19 protein-coding genes, 1 tRNA gene, 1 other RNA gene and 1 pseudogene are annotated in these 14,807 nt (G+C 69.0%); 12 read left to right on the top strand and 10 right to left on the bottom strand.

The window, feature by feature from the left end:
* Window positions 1–314 (bottom strand): annotated as a pseudogene (locus AC1DWT_RS16845) (pyruvate dehydrogenase (acetyl-transferring), homodimeric type); the annotation flags it as partial.
* 196 nt (window positions 315–510) lie between these two features.
* Between AC1DWT_RS16845 and AC1DWT_RS16850 the strand changes: the two are divergent.
* From AC1DWT_RS16850 to AC1DWT_RS16865, 4 genes are all read left to right on the top strand, one after another.
* Complete coding sequence (locus AC1DWT_RS16850) at window positions 511–1,074, top strand: hypothetical protein (RefSeq protein WP_241031275.1); 564 nt, start codon at window positions 511–513, stop codon at window positions 1,072–1,074.
* A 168-nt stretch (window positions 1,075–1,242) separates the two neighbouring features.
* Window positions 1,243–1,668: a DUF3052 domain-containing protein gene (locus AC1DWT_RS16855; protein ID WP_012688155.1), complete on the top strand. Its 426-nt coding sequence runs from the start codon at window positions 1,243–1,245 to the stop codon at window positions 1,666–1,668.
* A 42-nt stretch (window positions 1,669–1,710) separates the two neighbouring features.
* Window positions 1,711–2,175 carry a peroxiredoxin gene (locus AC1DWT_RS16860; RefSeq protein WP_072945554.1) on the top strand — a complete coding sequence of 155 codons (465 nt, stop codon included), beginning with the start codon at window positions 1,711–1,713 and terminating at the stop codon, window positions 2,173–2,175.
* 32 nt (window positions 2,176–2,207) lie between these two features.
* A tRNA-Val gene (locus AC1DWT_RS16865) sits at window positions 2,208–2,279 on the top strand.
* Between the two features lie 61 nt (window positions 2,280–2,340).
* Here the strand turns inward: AC1DWT_RS16865 and AC1DWT_RS16870 are convergent.
* Both AC1DWT_RS16870 and AC1DWT_RS16875 read right to left on the bottom strand, forming a co-directional pair.
* Complete coding sequence (locus AC1DWT_RS16870; RefSeq protein WP_072945553.1) at window positions 2,341–2,601, bottom strand: hypothetical protein; 261 nt, start codon at window positions 2,599–2,601, stop codon at window positions 2,341–2,343.
* Window positions 2,594–3,109 carry a GbsR/MarR family transcriptional regulator gene (locus tag AC1DWT_RS16875; RefSeq protein ID WP_072945551.1) on the bottom strand — a complete coding sequence of 172 codons (516 nt, stop codon included), beginning with the start codon at window positions 3,107–3,109 and terminating at the stop codon, window positions 2,594–2,596. Before AC1DWT_RS16875 ends, AC1DWT_RS16870 begins: the two co-directional genes overlap by 8 nt.
* Window positions 3,110–3,244: 135 nt before the next feature.
* Between AC1DWT_RS16875 and AC1DWT_RS16880 the strand changes: the two genes are divergently transcribed.
* Window positions 3,245–3,439, top strand: a complete 195-nt coding sequence (locus AC1DWT_RS16880) for a hypothetical protein (RefSeq protein ID WP_072945549.1) — start codon at window positions 3,245–3,247, stop codon at window positions 3,437–3,439.
* Window positions 3,440–3,443: 4 nt separating this feature from the next.
* Here the strand turns inward: AC1DWT_RS16880 and AC1DWT_RS16885 are convergent, their stop codons facing one another.
* Both AC1DWT_RS16885 and AC1DWT_RS16890 read right to left on the bottom strand, forming a co-directional pair.
* Entirely contained in the window at window positions 3,444–3,635 is a 192-nt protein-coding gene (locus tag AC1DWT_RS16885) for a hypothetical protein (RefSeq protein WP_095865214.1), read from the bottom strand.
* A gap of 264 nt (window positions 3,636–3,899) precedes the next feature.
* Complete coding sequence (locus AC1DWT_RS16890; protein WP_072945545.1) at window positions 3,900–4,262, bottom strand: DUF5655 domain-containing protein; 363 nt, start codon at window positions 4,260–4,262, stop codon at window positions 3,900–3,902.
* Window positions 4,263–4,311: 49 nt separating this feature from the next.
* Between AC1DWT_RS16890 and AC1DWT_RS16895 the strand changes: the two genes are divergently transcribed.
* Window positions 4,312–5,295 (top strand): cobalamin biosynthesis protein, encoded by a 984-nt coding sequence (locus AC1DWT_RS16895; RefSeq protein WP_206012689.1) that lies wholly within the window; start codon window positions 4,312–4,314, stop codon window positions 5,293–5,295.
* On the opposite strand, the gene AC1DWT_RS16900 is transcribed toward AC1DWT_RS16895, so the two are convergent.
* Genes AC1DWT_RS16900 through AC1DWT_RS16910 form a run of 3 tightly spaced genes read right to left on the bottom strand, consistent with a single transcriptional unit; the run spans window position 5,236 to window position 7,325 of the window.
* A complete protein-coding gene (locus tag AC1DWT_RS16900; protein WP_072945541.1) occupies window positions 5,236–6,111 on the bottom strand; it encodes an SURF1 family cytochrome oxidase biogenesis protein in 876 nt (291 codons plus the stop codon). The two genes, AC1DWT_RS16895 and AC1DWT_RS16900, sit on opposite strands and share 60 nt — an antisense overlap.
* Before the next feature lie 43 nt (window positions 6,112–6,154).
* Window positions 6,155–6,628, bottom strand: a complete 474-nt coding sequence (locus tag AC1DWT_RS16905) for a low molecular weight protein-tyrosine-phosphatase (RefSeq protein WP_072945539.1) — start codon at window positions 6,626–6,628, stop codon at window positions 6,155–6,157.
* Window positions 6,615–7,325, bottom strand: a complete 711-nt coding sequence (locus AC1DWT_RS16910) for an HAD hydrolase-like protein (RefSeq protein ID WP_095865217.1) — start codon at window positions 7,323–7,325, stop codon at window positions 6,615–6,617. The genes AC1DWT_RS16905 and AC1DWT_RS16910 overlap by 14 nt, the downstream gene beginning before the upstream one ends.
* Between AC1DWT_RS16910 and cobC the strand changes: the two genes are divergently transcribed.
* From cobC to AC1DWT_RS16930, 4 genes are all read left to right on the top strand, one after another.
* Window positions 7,319–8,389, top strand: a complete 1,071-nt coding sequence (cobC, locus tag AC1DWT_RS16915; protein WP_206012688.1) for an Rv2231c family histidinol phosphate aminotransferase CobC — start codon at window positions 7,319–7,321, stop codon at window positions 8,387–8,389. The genes AC1DWT_RS16910 and cobC overlap by 7 nt on opposite strands.
* Window positions 8,386–9,525 carry a Nif3-like dinuclear metal center hexameric protein gene (locus tag AC1DWT_RS16920; protein ID WP_206012687.1) on the top strand — a complete coding sequence of 380 codons (1,140 nt, stop codon included), beginning with the start codon at window positions 8,386–8,388 and terminating at the stop codon, window positions 9,523–9,525. The genes cobC and AC1DWT_RS16920 overlap by 4 nt, the downstream gene beginning before the upstream one ends.
* Window positions 9,526–9,624: 99 nt before the next feature.
* The gene (locus AC1DWT_RS16925) at window positions 9,625–10,362 is read left to right on the top strand and encodes a zinc ribbon domain-containing protein (protein WP_206012686.1); all 738 of its coding nucleotides are present in this window, start codon (window positions 9,625–9,627) and stop codon (window positions 10,360–10,362) included.
* Complete coding sequence (locus AC1DWT_RS16930; RefSeq protein WP_477921487.1) at window positions 10,359–11,462, top strand: bifunctional RNase H/acid phosphatase; 1,104 nt, start codon at window positions 10,359–10,361, stop codon at window positions 11,460–11,462. Before AC1DWT_RS16925 ends, AC1DWT_RS16930 begins: the two co-directional genes overlap by 4 nt.
* A gap of 7 nt (window positions 11,463–11,469) precedes the next feature.
* Here the strand turns inward: AC1DWT_RS16930 and AC1DWT_RS16935 are convergent, their stop codons facing one another.
* Window positions 11,470–12,720 (bottom strand): SLC13 family permease, encoded by a 1,251-nt coding sequence (locus tag AC1DWT_RS16935; RefSeq protein ID WP_072945525.1) that lies wholly within the window; start codon window positions 12,718–12,720, stop codon window positions 11,470–11,472.
* A 7-nt stretch (window positions 12,721–12,727) separates the two neighbouring features.
* Entirely contained in the window at window positions 12,728–13,279 is a 552-nt protein-coding gene (locus tag AC1DWT_RS16940; RefSeq protein WP_072945573.1) for a DUF1697 domain-containing protein, read from the bottom strand.
* Window positions 13,280–13,315: 36 nt separating this feature from the next.
* Between AC1DWT_RS16940 and rnpB the strand changes: the two genes are divergently transcribed.
* An RNA gene (gene rnpB / locus AC1DWT_RS16945) (RNase P RNA component class A) lies at window positions 13,316–13,752 on the top strand.
* A gap of 225 nt (window positions 13,753–13,977) precedes the next feature.
* Window positions 13,978–14,781: an alpha/beta fold hydrolase gene (locus AC1DWT_RS16950; RefSeq protein ID WP_206012685.1), complete on the top strand. Its 804-nt coding sequence runs from the start codon at window positions 13,978–13,980 to the stop codon at window positions 14,779–14,781.
* The last annotated feature ends 26 nt before the right edge of the window (window positions 14,782–14,807 follow it).

Below are 14,807 nucleotides of genomic sequence, written 5' to 3' on the forward strand. Positions count from 1 at the left end.
GTGGTGTTCACATAATCGGTCGACGTCAACGCCGGCAGAGCGACGTGCTTCTCCCCGGCCCGCTCGAGCATCCGCAACATCAGATACCGGGCACGAGTCGGACCGGACCGGTCCAACAAACCATCGAACGATTCCAACCACTCCGTGGTCTCATCCGGATCGATATCCGGCAGATACGACGCAACACCCTCACGGATGACGCGCACGCGTCCGTCGGAGCCCGGGGTCGCACTGGGGTTGGAAGGTTGGGCCGCTCCGGCGCCGGGTGTGGCGGAATCCGGTTGAGACGCGGGTCCCTGGATCAGGTCTGACAACGTTGCTCCTCATTGTGGTGGGACGCGCGGTGTGGCGTCCTCTCCATGCGATCGCGGCCTTGTTAGGCCCGATCCATCTCCTTTATGAATATGGCGCACCCTCATCTTTCCCCATTGCGGCGCGGTCGGCACACCGTGCTCGGGTTACTCTTCGGTAGCGTTTGCGCAGATCCGGGGGCGAATGTTGAATTTATCGATGTCGTCGAAAACGTGGGGGAGACGAATGTGCACGTCGTCGCGCCGCTGGGGGCTGCTGAGTGCTGCCGCCGCGGCGATCGTCGGCGCCGGCGTCATCGCCGGATGTGGCGGCGCGATCGAGGGAACCGCGCAGCAGAACGATTCCCAGGCCGCCGAGTACGCCGCCGAAGCGACGTCCTCATCGGTGGCCGCGTCGTCCTCGCAGAAGGCTGCGGCCGAGCGGGAGGCGCTCGTGGAGCAGTGCACGATGTTCGTGACCCGGGCCGGCGACACGATCGATACCTACAACACGTTCATCGATGCCGCCAACGCCGAAGCCGCGGACACCGGCGCGAAAGCGAGTGCCGCGGCGGCGGCACTCCGGTCGGCCGCGGACGGTGCGAACGCCGCCACGCCCGCACTTCCCCCCGACTTGACCGGACTCCTCACCGATTACGCGAACAACTATCGCGAACTCGCTGCGGCCGTCGACAGCGGGCAACGCGGAGACATTCTGAACACTCTCGCGAGCCGCGGAGACGAGCTCAGCGACTCGATTCGGGCAGCCTGCCCCACATCGTGACTCCCGCACCGTAGGCTCGGTCGATGACCACGCATCACTACATTCTCAGAAAAATTCGCGTGGTCGGCTTGCGCGAAAGCGTTCGAGCATGTTCGCTTTCACCTAATTGATCTTCATCCGGCAGGTGTTCGGGTATCCGAGCACCGTCAACAAAAGGAGGACCCCACCGTGGTCGCCGCGGCGGACGCCCAAAACTACGCTCAGAAACTCGGGATCACTGCCGACATGGCGGTACAGGAACTGGGCTGGGACGAGGACACCGACGACGACCTGCGTGCCGCGGTCGAGGACACCATCGGTGGAGAACTGCTGGACGAGGATTCCGACGAGGTCATCGACGTCGTGCTGCTGTGGTGGCGCGACGAAGACGGAGACCTCGTCGACGCCCTCATGGATGCCATCGGGCCCCTGGCCGACGATGGATTCGTGTGGGTCCTCACCCCCAAGACCGGTCAGCCCGGTCACGTGGAGCCCAGCGAGATCGCCGAGTCCGCGCCCACAGCCGGTCTCACCCAGACGTCGGCGGCAAATCTCGGAGACTGGTCGGGAAGCCGTCTGGTTCAGCCGAAGTCGCGTCCCGCGAACAAGCGCTGAACAGTCTCACGTTTCCCGTTCACTCACCGAAGGAATCACGTCATGCCGCTCGAGGTGGGCACCACCGCCCCCGATTTCACCCTCAAGGACCAGAACAACCAGGAGGTGACGCTTTCCGATTACCGCGGAAAGAAGAACGTCCTGCTCGTGTTCTACCCGCTCGCGTTCACCGGAACGTGCCAGGGTGAGCTCTGTAAGGTTCGCGACGAACTGCCGAAGTTCGAGAACGACGAGACGGCGATCCTCGCCCTCTCCGTCGGTGCGTCGCCGACCCACAAGATCTGGTCCGCCGAACAGGGATACACCTTCCCGCTGCTCGCCGACTTCTGGCCGCACGGCGCGGTCGCGCAGCAGTACGGCGTCTTCAACGACAAGCTGGGCTTCGCGAACCGCGGCACCTTCGTCATCGACAAGGAAGGCATCATCCGGTTCGCCGAGATGAACGGGCCCGGAGAGGCCCGTGACCAGGGAGCTTGGGAGAAAGCGCTCGCCACGCTAGAGTCCTGATGCGCATCCGGCGAGGTTCTCGCCGGATGTTCGGGCGTGTAGCTCAGTGGTAGAGCTCTGGTTTTACACACCAGCGGTCGGGGGTTCGAAACCCTCCGCGCCCACCGTCAGGCAAGGCCCCGATCTGCGCTCGTGCGCGGTCGGGGCTTTCTCGTTTCGCCGGTGTCAGTCGTCGGTGAGTTCCGCGAGCTGCTCGGCGGCGGTGATGTTTCCGCTGTCGGCGAGTCGCCGGAGTTCGTCCAGGTCGCCCAGTTCGGTGGCGACTTCGATGAGCTGGTCGGCCGCGTCGGAGCTGCCGCCCTCGGCGAGGCGCCGGAGTTCGGCCATGTCACCCCGCTCGCCGGCGAGTTCGATCAGGATGTCGACCGCCGTCGCGTCGCCGTTCGCGGCTCGCTCGCGCAGAGCGGACAGGTCGGATTCAGTCATGATGCACGTCCCCTTCTCGATCGACTGTGCTGGTTCGCCGGGCTCGGAGCTCATCGCGGCGTGTGTGCCATTCGTCCCGCAACTCAGGCAGTCGCTCGCTGAGGAACTCGGCCAGCGCGATCATCTCCTCGAGCGGAGCGCGGCGTTCGGGTGGGGCGTCGGCCAGCAACGCCAGCCCCTCCCGGAACAGTGCCGCGTGCTCGCGGTGGAGGGCGGAATCGAAGTTCTGCGGTTGCTGACTCGCCGGGTCCAGGCTCACCCGGTCCACCCGTTCACCGGCCACGCGGGTGCGCCGCGCCATCCGATAGCCCTCGAGCAGTTTGACCGCGCCGGTGACGGCGCTCCGGCTCGCCAGGAGGGCTTCGCCCAGCTCGTCGATCGTCTGCTGCGGCGGGTCGCATACGAACAGGTACCCCAGCAGACGTCCTGCCATCGGAGGGAAGCCGTACTGGCGGGCGTAGAAGCGGCCGACGTGGTCGGCGAAGATCAGCTGTGTGTCGGACGGCACAGCACCGAAGGTAGCAGTCCTGACTGAAATAACACAGATTTGTGTCATTTCAGTTCGGCTGCGGTGCTCCGACTGGTTTCGTGGAGTTAACCTGTTCATCGCCCGGAGCTTCGCCTGCAGTGGCATATTCCTGATATGTCCAGGTACAAGGTGACGCTGCGCAACGGCACGTCGAGCGACAGAACCTTCGAATCAGACTTCCAGGCTGTCAACGAGACGCACCGGCCCACCGAGCCCGGGGCGGGCATCGTGAAGATCGACCGTTACGAGGACGGCGGGGGAGTGGCCGGCGTCTGGGCTGCGCCGGCCACGAGCCGCCCCTCCCGGTAGTCGGTCAGGTGCCGTGTCGCGAGGCCGTCGATCCGCGGCGATCGAGTTCGGCCTCGAGTTCGGCGATCCGGCTGGTGACGGTGCGCACCGTTCCGCAGCCGTAATCGTTCGCGATCGACTCGCCGAGCAGCGCTCGCTGCTCGGCGAGAAGCGCGAGCAGTTCGTCGTCGCCGAGCTTCGTCACGTCGCTGGACACCCTTCGATCGTCTCAGGCCCAGTCGCCGATTCCAATGGCTCACTGAAATTCCCCACCGGACGCGCAGAACCCCGCCGGGCCACGTGGGTGTTGAGTCAGCACCGAAGATGTGAGCGGGGCGGGGCCGTGCGCCGCCCCTGAATGGGGGGAACGAGGCGGCAAATACCATGGTAGGCGCACGAAAGGGCGCTTGGCGAGTTCCTCAGGAGAGTTTCAGGAATCAGACATTCCGACCGGAACGTGTCCGTCCGGCAGGGACGGCCTCTACCGGGTGCGCGTGCCCGGACCCACCGTGTCGTAGGCCTCCGCGAGGAGCTCGGCCAGGGTGTCGTCGAGCTGATCGTCGGAGGTGATCGTCAACCGGTGCGTGATCACCGTCTTCGTGGTGGGAAACGCCTCCCGCAACTGCGGGTGATGGACKCGGCGGCGCAGGTCGAGGGCGATCTCGAGCCGCGACGAATAGATGAACGCGGCAGCGAAGACGCGGGCCCGAGCCCACGCGACCTCGGTCCGGTGGACGCGCTCGTCCACCTCGCCGCAGGCCAGAACGAGGTCACGGAACTGCAGCAGGCGCTCGGTGGCGTCCGGATCCTTGCCTGCCAGGTACTCGTCGATCGCGGCACTCATGGGACGCTCCTTTACATCGCCTGCAACGTTAGTTGATACAAATAGCGGCGTGCATCGAACCTCCCGTCCCGCCACCGCGCGCGCCGCAGGCCTGCTCCTCGGCTTCGCCGCCGACCGCGCGTTCGCCGACCCCGCCCGATGGCATCCCGTGGCCGGATTCGGCCGCACCGCAATGGCATTGGAGAAGGCGACGTACCGCGACTCCCGGCCGGCCGGAATCGTGCACGTTGCCGTCCTGGTCGGTGGAGCGGCGGGTCTGGGGGTCGCCGCGGCGCGGGTGGCGCGGCGCGGGGGCTGGGCCGGCGAGGCAGCCGCGACCGCCGTCGCAGCGTGGGCGGTGCTCGGCGGAACGTCCCTGGGACGGACCGGGTCGAGAATGGCCGCGCACCTCGAGGCGGACGACCTCGCCTCCGCCCGCGCCCTCTTGCCGTCGCTGTGCGGTCGCGACCCCAGTGTGCTCGGCGTCGACGGGCTCACCCGGGCGACGCTGGAGTCGGTGGCCGAGAACACGTCCGATTCCGCGGTCGGGGCGTTCGTGTGGGGCGCGGTGGCCGGCATCCCCGGACTGTTCGTCTACCGGGCCTCCAACACCCTGGACGCGATGGTCGGCTACCGCTCGCCGAAGTACGGCAACTTCGGCTGGGCCGCGGCGCGGTGGGACGACCTCCTCAACCTGCTGCCCGCCCGCCTGACGGGTGCGCTGTCGGTCGTCGCCGCGCCGGCGGTCGGCGGGTCGCCGAAGGAGGCGTGGGAGGCGTGGCGGCGCGACGCGTCCCAGCACCCCAGCCCCAACGCCGGTGTCGCGGAGGCCAGCGCGGCGGGCGCTCTCGGGATCTCGCTGGGCGGGCGCACCGAATACGCGCACGGCGTCGAGATGCGACCTGTGCTCGGATCCGGGCCATCGCCCCGGCCCGTCGACCTCGACCGGGCGGTGCGGCTGTCGACCGCGGTGCAGGGTGGTGCGGCGCTGGTGTCAGCGGCCCTTGCCGTAGCGGTCGGCCAGTTTCGCTTCCGCCGCCGTCCTCGGCGCTGATTCCACCGGTTTGCTCCGGGTGAACGGCTTCTTCCGGGCCACGGGCGCGGGAGCGGCGTCGTCGGCGGCCTTCGCGGACTTTTCCCTGCGGCGTTCGCGCCACTCCGCGCGGATGAAGTAGGCCAGGCCGAGCGGGGCCATGATGCCGAACGCCAGCCACTGCAGGCCGTACGACAGGTACGGGCCCGCGTCGAGTTGCGGGAGCGGAATAGTGCCGAGGCCACCCGGCTGATCGGGTTCGAGTTGCACGTACGCGTCGACGAGGTCGGTGCCGATGTAACCGCCGATCTGGCCCGCGTCGATGTAGTACACCTGCCGGAGCCCGTTCTCGTCGATCGGCTCCTTGCCCGCGATGGTGCCCTCGGACTTGCGGACGCGACCGTCGAGCGTCACCGGCCCGGCCGGCGGCGGATCCACCGGCGGCGCCTCGGTGCCCTGGATCGGGCGCACGTAGCCGCGGTTGACCAGGATGGCGCGGCCGTCGGTCAGCTGCAACGGGGTCAGGACCTCGTACGCGGGCTGCGACTCGATGGACCGCAACCGGACCAGCAGATCACTGTTCTGCACGTACGACCCGGTCGCGGTGACGCGGCGCCACTCGTCGTCCGGATTCGCCGCACCGCCGGACAGCAGGGTCTCCAGCGGGACGGGCTCGGCGTCGACCGAGTCGGCGATCAGCTGGTTCCGGTGCTCCGTGGACGTGTTCTTGCCGAGCTGCCACGGCGCGAGCACGTAGAAACACATGAAGGCGAATCCGGCGACCACCAAGGCCAACACCAACCAGCCGGGTCGCAACAGAAATCTCAGCCTTCGCACGCCTCCACGGTAGCCGCTCGCAGGTCGGGCCCCTGATCGTGGGTTACCGGCTGCGCACCCAGTCGAGCAGCCCGGGCACCGCGGCCTCGATCTGGAGGCGGACCCGTTCGAAGTCCTCGAGGTCCCCGTAGAACGGGTCGGGTACGGACGACGTGTCCGCGTCCGGGTCGAAACTGCGCAGCAACCGGCGGCGCTCGTCGGGCACGCCCATGTGGGCAAGCTCACGGTCGTGGTTGGCCGCGAGAGCGACCACCAGATCGGCGCCGAGGTGGAACGGGCCGACCTCCGCGGCCGTGTGGCCCGTCGGATAGCCGTTCAGCTTCAGGGTCTCGTTGGTGCGGATGTCGGCCTCACGGCCGACGTGCCAGCCGTGGGTCCCGGCGCTGCTCACCATCACCCGCTCGTCGAGGGCTTCCCGCCGGAGGTGCTCGGCGAAGATCTTCTCGGCCATGGGGGAGCGGCAGATGTTGCCGGTGCACACGAACGTCACGTGCAGCGGGGTGTCAGGCCGCGTCATCGAGCAACTTCCCGAGGTCGGCGACGGTCTGCGCCGTCGTGTGCGCGCGCTCGGCCTCGGTGGGGAACCCGTAACCCCACTCGACGAACACCGCGGGGATGCCCCAGTGCGCGGCGCCGAGGACGTCGTGGTCGCGGTCGCCGATCATCAGGACGTCGGCGGTGGCGCCCTCGGTGGCGGTGACTCCCAGGTTCCGCAGCGAATGCGCGATCACGTCGGACTTGGCGCGGCGACTGCCGTCGTCGCTGGCGCCACCGATGAACTCGAAGTAGTGCGCGAGTTCGAAGTGTTCGAGGATGCGGATCGCGAACCGCTCGGACTTCGACGTGGCGACGGCGAGCCTCCTGCCGCTGTCGTGGGCGGCGACGAGCACCTTCTCGATGCCGTCGAAGACGGCGTTCTCGGCCCACCCCACGCGGTCGTAGCGTTCGAAGTAGGCGGCGATCGCTTGCTGCACGAGGTCTTCGCCCAGTCCCATCGACCGGAACGTGTCGATCATCGGCGGGCCGATGACGGCGTCGATCATCTCGTCGGTCGGTTCCGGCTGACCGATCGTCGCGAGCGCATGGCGGAAGCCGGCGTGAATGCCGGGCGCGGAATCGGTCAGCGTGCCGTCGAGGTCGAACAGCACGATCGGTGCGGACAGGGCAGAAGAGGCAGGCGGGGTGGTGGACGCGGAGGTGGAGAGAGATGTCACCGGACCATTGTCCCTTAGGCTCGACAATCGTGGACATTCGTGCCGGGAGCCGGGAGAGCCTGCGTCACCACGGAGACGTGGATGCGGGGCCCGGACTTCTCGATTTCGCAGTCAACGTGCAAGGTGACGGGCCACCGGACTGGCTGCGCCTCCGCCTCGCCGACGCGCTGGCGCACCTGGGCACGTACCCGACGGTCGCGGCTGATCTCGCGGCCCGGACCGCGGTGGCGTCCCGGCACGGCCGGACACCCGAGGAGGTGCTGCTGCTCGCCGGGGGCGCCGAGGGGTTCTCCCTGCTGCCGCGGCTCGGAGTCCGGGAGGCGGCGCTGATCCACCCGTCGTTCACCGAACCGGAGTGGGCGCTGCGGGAGGCGCAGGTGCCGGTCACACAGGTGCTGCTCGACGACCCGTACGTCCTCGACTCGGCGACGGTCCCGGAATCGGCCGACCTGGTCGTGATCGGCAACCCAACCAACCCGACGTCGGTACTGCACCCCGCCGAGGCGATCCTGCGGTTGCGCCGACCGGGCCGGATCGTCGTCGTCGACGAGGCGTTCATGGACGCGGTCCCGGACGAGGGCGAGTCGCTGGCCGGTCGCGCACTGCCCGACGTGCTGGTGCTCCGCAGTCTCACCAAGACGTGGGCGCTGGCGGGACTGCGCTGCGGGTACGCGCTCGGGGCCCCCGAGATCCTCGAACGACTGCAGGTGGGACGGGCGCACTGGCCGGTGGGCAGCCTGCAGGTGGAGGCGATCGCCGCGTGCAGCGAACCGCAGGCCGTCGCCGCCGCCCGCGACCACGCCGTCGTGCTGGGCGAGTGGCGCGAAGACATGGTCCGGCGGCTGACCGGGATCGGCGTTGCCGTGCACCGGCCCGCCGTCGCGCCGTTCCTGCTGCTCCGCCTGCCGGACGGCGAACTGATGCGCAAGCACCTGCGCGAACGGGGCATCGCTGTACGCCGCTGCGACACGTTCCCCGGACTCGGACCGGACCTCCTCCGCGTCGCGGTGCGCCCCGCGGAGCAGACCGCCGTGCTCGTCGACGCGATGAAGGAGATCCTGTGAACCCGGTGCGTCTCACCGACGTGATCGCGACCCTGGACGCGGCCTACCCGCCCGCCCTCGCCGAGTCGTGGGACTCCGTCGGCCTCGTGTGCGGCGACCCCGACGACACGGTGGCGACGGTGACAGTCGCGGTCGATCCGACCGCCGCGGTGGTCGACGAGGCGATCGCCGCCGGTGCCGACCTGCTCCTCGTCCACCACCCGCTGCTGCTCCGCGGAGTCGACACCGTCGGCGCCCACACCCCGAAGGGTGCGCTCGTCCACAAGCTGATCAAGGCCGGCTGCGCCCTGTTCACAGCGCACACCAACGCCGACTCCGCGGACCCCGGCGTCTCCGACGCCCTCGCGGCGGCGCTCGGGCTCACCGTCACCGGGCCGATCGAGCCGCAGCCCACCGAGAACCTCGACAAATGGGTGATCCTCGTCCCCGCCGATGACGCCGACCCGGTCCGCCGCGCACTGTTCGACGCCGGCGCCGGACACATCGGCAACTACCGCGACTGCAGCTGGTCCGTCACCGGTCACGGTCAGTTCCTCCCGACCGACGGCGCGAATCCGGCACTCGGCGAGGTCGGCGCACTCGAACGGGTCGAGGAGAGCCGGGTGGAGGTGATCGCGCCGCGAGCCCTCCGGCCGAAGGTGCTCGCCGCCATGCGCGCCGCCCACCCGTACGAGGAGGTCGCGTTCGACGTGTTCGAGACGGCGACGTTCCCCGGCCCCCGCGGACTCGGACGCGTCGGCGAGCTACCCGAACCGCTGACGCTGCGCGACTTCACCGACCGGGTGGCGGACGCGCTGCCCGCAACCACGTGGGGTGTGCGGGCCGCGGGCGACCCCGAAGCCATGATCCGCACCGTCGCCGTGTGCGGTGGCTCGGGCGACTCGTTCCTCGACGACGTCGCACGTCTCGGCGTGGACGCCTACGTGACCGCCGATCTGCGACACCACCCGGCCGACGAGCACCTGCGCGCCGGAGGTCCGGCCCTGATCGACGTCGCGCACTGGGCGAGCGAGCAACCGTGGTGCGAACAGGCGAAGGGCGTGCTCGACACCGCGTTCGCGCACACATCGGGGTGGCAGGTGCAGGTGTCCGCGGTCCGCACCGATCCGTGGTCGATCAGCGCGCCGCCGTCGTAGCGCCGTCCGGCCGAAACCCGTGATGCGCCGGGGTACGGTTGACACCCAGCAATCTGCCGCAGAAGAACCCTTCACAGAAGACAGCAGGAGTTACCACGCGTGAACGTCGAACCACAGGTGCAGTCCAAGCTTCTCGACCTCGCCGGCGTCGATGCGGAGCTGTCGAGGATCGCCCACCGACGCACCGCGCTCCCGGAGCGTCAGGAAGTCGAGCGGCTCGAGGCGGAGCGCGTCACCCGTAAGGACGCGGCCGTGGCCGTGGAGATCATCCTCGACGACCTCGACCGCGACATCCGCAAACTCGAAGGCGAAGTCGACGCCGTCCGTCAGCGTGAGGACCGCGATCGCAAGCTCCTCGAGAGCGGAACGGTCGGATCGAAGCAGCTCACCGAACTCGAACACGAACTCGGCAGCCTCGTCCGCCGTCAGGGACTGCTCGAGGACGAACTGCTCGAGGTGATGGAACGGCGCGAGGCGTCGCAGTCCGACCACGACCACGCCGGTGCGCAGCTGTCGCAGGTCGAGGAAGACCTCATCGACGCGTCCCGCCGCCGCGACGACGCCGTCGCCGACCTGGACGCCGCGGAGCAGCGCTGCACCCGGGACCGGGCGGCACTCGCCGACCAGTTCCCCGCCGACCTGATCACCGTCTACGAGAAGCAGCGCAGCCAGAACGGCGTCGGCGCGGCGCTGCTGCAGGCGCGGCGCTGCGGAGCGTGCCGCATCGAACTCGACCGCGGCGAGATCTCCCGCATCACCGGCACCGCACCCGACGTCGTGGTGCGCTGCTCCGAGTGCGGCGCGATCCTGGTGCGCACCAAGGAGTCGGGTCTGTGAGCGTCGGTCGCGTCGTCGTCGAGGCCGACGGTGGATCGCGCGGTAATCCCGGACCCGCGGGCTACGGCACCGTGGTGTTCGCCGCCGCCGACGGCGCCGTCCTCGCCGAACGCAAGGAAAGCCTCGGCACCGTCACGAACAACGTCGCCGAATACCGGGGGCTGATCGCCGGGCTCGAGGCCGCCGCCGAACTCGGCGCGTCCGGGGTGGACGTGCGGATGGACTCCAAACTGGTGGTCGAGCAGATGTCCGGGCGCTGGAAGGTCAAACACCCGGACATGATTCCGCTGCAGCGCCGGGCGTCGGAACTCGCCCGGCAGTTCGATTCCGTGACATACACGTGGATTCCGCGGGCCGAGAACGCGCACGCCGACCGCCTCGCCAACGAGGCCATGGACGGTGCCGCCGGTTACGGCGCCGAACCGGAACCCGCCGCCGCGGCGTCGGACAAGCCCACCCCGGCGGCGCCGGGCTGGATGGACACGACCGGCGCCCCGACCCGGATGCTGCTGCTCCGGCACGGGCAGACCGTCCTGTCCGTCGACCGGCGGTACTCGGGTCGCGGGAACCCGGCGCTCACCGAGATCGGGCTGGCCCAGGCGAACGGCGCGGCTTCGCGCTTCGCGGGCAACGACGGCATCGCGGCCGTGGTGTCGTCCCCGCTGGGGCGCGCGCAGCAGACCGCGGCGGCGGCGGCGAAGGTGCTCGGGCTCCCGGTCACCGTGCACGAGGGCCTCACCGAAACCGACTTCGGCGAGTGGGAGGGCCTCACGTTCAGAGAGGCCGCCGACCGCGACCCCGAACTGCACCGCAAATGGTTGTCGGACACGTCGGTGCGACCGCCGGCGGGGGAGAGCTTCGACGAGGTCCGGGAGCGGATAGTGAAGGTCCGAGACGACCTCACCGCCACCTACGGCGGCTCCACGATTCTCGTCGTCACGCATGTGACCCCGATCAAGACCCTGCTGCAACTGGCGCTCGACGCGGGACCGTCGCTGCTGTACCGGCTGCACCTGGATCTGGCGTCGCTGAGCATCGMCGAGTTCTACCCCGACGGCGGCTCGTCCGTCCGCCTGGTCAACGACACCTCCCACCTGTGAGTACTTATTAACCGCCGGCGGTTAATAAGTACTCACAGGCCCAGAGGGCAACAACGGCCGCGAGCAGGGTCAGCGGCGTGGTCACCAGCGCGAGAATCGTGAAGGTCCGCAGATCCGCGGGCGATCCGGCTCGCGCTGAGACCCGCCGCCACAGCATGATCGCCAGCGACCCCACGTAGGTGAGGTTGGGGCCGAGGTTCACCCCGAGCAGCATCGCCAGGACGAGGGCGGTCGGCGGGTGGGGTCCGAGCGCCGCCAGCAGGAGCAGTGTGGCGGGGAGGTTGTTCACCAGATTCGCGGCGACCGCCGCGACGACGGCCATCGTGAGCAGGGCCGCGAACGACGTGTCGGTCGGCAGCCGCGAGCCGATCCAGTCCCCGATCGGGCCGTTCGCGACGCCGGCGACGACGACGCCGAGGACCAGGACGAACGCGCAGAACCACACGTCGACCGAATACAGGATGCGGCCGAAGTCGGTGCGGCCGTCGCGCAGCGCGACGACGCCGAGCACGATCGCCCCCGCCGCCGCCACCCATGCCGGCGCGATTCCCACGAAGCCGGACACCGCGAAACCGACGAGCGTCGCGGCGATGATCGACAGTGCGACGGTCGGTGCGGCTGGATCGCGGGCCGGTTCCGGTTCGGCGTCGGGCCGAACCAGGTCGCGGCGGAAGAACATCCGGAACAGGATCAGTTCGACGACGATCGCCACCGCCCAGGGCAGCGCCATGACGGCGGTGAAATGGAGAAAGGTCAACCCCGTCGCGGAAAAGGCGATCAGGTTCGTCAGGTTGGAGACGGGCAGCAGCGTCGACGCCGTGTTCGACAGGTGAGCCGTGGCATACGAATGGGGGCGCGGATCCATCCGCAGCGAGCGGGCCGTCGCGATCACCGCCGGCGTCAGCAGCACCACCGTCGCGTCGAGACTCAGCACTGCCGTGGTGAGTGCCGCGGCCCCGAACACGAGCGTCAGCAACCGCTTCGGATCTCCGCGGGCCCCGCGCCGCAGCCGGGCCGCGATCCAGGTGAACACACCCATCGCGTCCGCGAGGTGCGCGAGGACGAGGATCGCCGCGAGGAACCCGACGGTCGGGGCCATCTCGGTCACTTCGTCCCGGGCCTGCGCCGGCGTCACCAGACCGGTGGCCAGGACGATGACGGCGGCCGGTGCGGCCGCGACGATCTCGGGTAACCGGCGAGGCCGGACGACCGCGAAGACGAGGACCGCGGCGACGAGCGCCACTGCCAGAACAGTCACCGGCGGGTCACTTCAGGAGCTTGAGGAGGGTGCGCAGGTTCCGCGTGGTGGTGAAGGCCTTGAGTTTGGGAGTGCCGGTGCTCTTGCCGAACTTGCTCTTCAGCGTCATGCCCCGTTCCACCTCCCAGTACAGGACACCGTCTCCGGCCTGCACGCGTTCGACCTCCGGGTCCAGGTCGTCCCGGATCCCCAGCAGGGTGTCCAGGACCTCGGGGTCGGGAGTCACCAGCACGTACGGGTGCCAGCCTTCTCGCTCGGGGTCGAACGGGTAGTCGTCGACGATCTTCCGGATCGTGTCGAGGTCGAGGACGAAAACCCAGGCTTCGTAGTGGAAGTCGGCGCGCAGCGCGGATTCGATCTCGCTCTTCAGCGCGGGGACGTCGTCGCGGTCGGAATCGAACAGCACGTTGCCCGACGCGAGGACGGTCTTCACGTTCTCGAATCCCAGCTCGGCGAAGGTGCTGCGAAGGTCGGCCATCTTGATGTTGATGCCGCCCACGTTGATACCGCGCAGGAGGGCGGCGTATCGGGTCATGCTCAGACCATAGTGCGGCGGCATGACACGTTCGCGCGAACTGTAGGCTGATCGGGCGGACGAGTTGGCCGGGCGACCGCGGCACGGGGAACCAGCACATCAGTGCGCAGGCCCCGAGTCGAGGAAAGTCCGGACTCCACAGAGCAGGGCGGTTGTTAACGGCAACCCGAGGTGACTCGCGGGACAGTGCCACAGAAAACAGACCGCCGACGCCACATCCTCCGGGGTGCGGTGTCGGTCAGGGTGAAACGGTGCGGTAAGAGCGCACCAGCACCCCGGGTGACCGGGGTGGCTAGGTAAACCCCGCCCGGAGCAAGGTTGAAGGCCGCATCGGATCCTCCGGGACCCGGTGCGGCTGCGCAGGTGTTCGAGGGCTGCTCGCCCGAGCCTGCGGGTGAACCGCTCGAGGTACCCGGCGACGGTGTGCCCAGATGGATGGTCGCCACCCGGAGCTTCGGCGCCGGGGACAGGATCCGGCTTACACGCCAACTCGTCCGCCTCGTTCTTGCGTCTGCGGGATCCGCCGCGTGCGGCTGGAGACCAGGTCACGGCCCTGACTGGCGAGTAACAAACAGACCGGTTAGTGTTTTTCCCGCAGCGGCCCGACTGACCCGAATCGGGGTCGATGCCGGGGCCCGTCGTCCACGTCCGTGGGCGATGGGGCCCCTCGCCGACGGTGCCGGAACAGTAGATGTTACTCATGATAGCGGTAACATCTGCTCATGGACTTGCCTCACGACATCGCCGGTTCCGGCCCCACCCTGGTCCTCGTGCACGGGGTGGTGCATCGCAGGCAGGCCTGGAACGTCCTGCTCGACCAACTGACCCCCTATCGCCGGGTGGTCACCGTCGACCTTCCCGGGCACGGCGAATCGGCGGCACTCGAAGACGGCGCGGACACGATGGACCAACTGGTCGAGGAATTGAGCGGGTTCGTCCGCGCGGTGACGCCTGCCGGGGAACGGCCGCACGTTGCAGGGAATTCGCTCGGCGGCTGGCTCTCGCTCGCCCTCGCCGCCCGCGGCGAGGTCGCCTCGGCCACGGCACTCTCACCGGCAGGCTTCTTCGTCAATCACGCCGATCAGGCCCGCACCATCTACACGTTCCGCGCTCTGCGCGGAGTCACCCGGGCGCTGGGCCCGAACACTCCGAAGGCGTTGCGATACAAAGCCGTCCGCTATCCCACACTCGCCGCCTTCTTCGCGCGGCCCAGTCGGGTGCGCTACGAGGACGCCGTGATCGACGCGCAGTCGCTGGCCACGAACGCTCTGGTCGACAAGGGGTTGACGGCCTCGTTCGACCTCCCGCCGGTCGTCGACGCGACGGTACCGGTCACCGTGGCGTGGGGGCGGCGGGACCTGATCCTGCCCGTCTACCAAGCGCGACGGGTGCGCAGAGTGTTCCCGCAGGCGCGGATTCTGATCCTGCCCGGCATCGGGCACGTCCCGATGACCGACGACCCGGACCTGATCAGCACGATCCTGCTCGGCGGCAGCGCCGCGAGTTCCAGCGACTCCCCGAACTGACCGCGCTACCGCGCCTCGGTGACAAA

The organism is Rhodococcus sp. P4_B6 (assembly GCF_056402215.1).

Bases quoted from the DNA above. Each gene is read 5' to 3' on its own strand.
- AC1DWT_RS16850 (WP_241031275.1), top strand. From the start codon at position 511: ATGTCGTCGAAAACGTGGGGGAGACGAATGTGCACGTCGTCGCGCCGC.
- AC1DWT_RS16860 (WP_072945554.1), top strand. From the start codon at position 1,711: ATGCCGCTCGAGGTGGGCACCACCGCCCCCGATTTCACCCTCAAGGAC.
- AC1DWT_RS16870 (WP_072945553.1), bottom strand. From the start codon at position 2,601: ATGACTGAATCCGACCTGTCCGCTCTGCGCGAGCGAGCCGCGAACGGC.
- AC1DWT_RS16880 (WP_072945549.1), top strand. From the start codon at position 3,245: ATGTCCAGGTACAAGGTGACGCTGCGCAACGGCACGTCGAGCGACAGA.
- AC1DWT_RS16905 (WP_072945539.1), bottom strand. From the start codon at position 6,628: ATGACGCGGCCTGACACCCCGCTGCACGTGACGTTCGTGTGCACCGGC.
- cobC (WP_206012688.1), top strand. From the start codon at position 7,319: ATGTCACCGGACCATTGTCCCTTAGGCTCGACAATCGTGGACATTCGT.
- AC1DWT_RS16940 (WP_072945573.1), bottom strand. From the start codon at position 13,279: ATGCCGCCGCACTATGGTCTGAGCATGACCCGATACGCCGCCCTCCTG.
- AC1DWT_RS16950 (WP_206012685.1), top strand. From the start codon at position 13,978: ATGGACTTGCCTCACGACATCGCCGGTTCCGGCCCCACCCTGGTCCTC.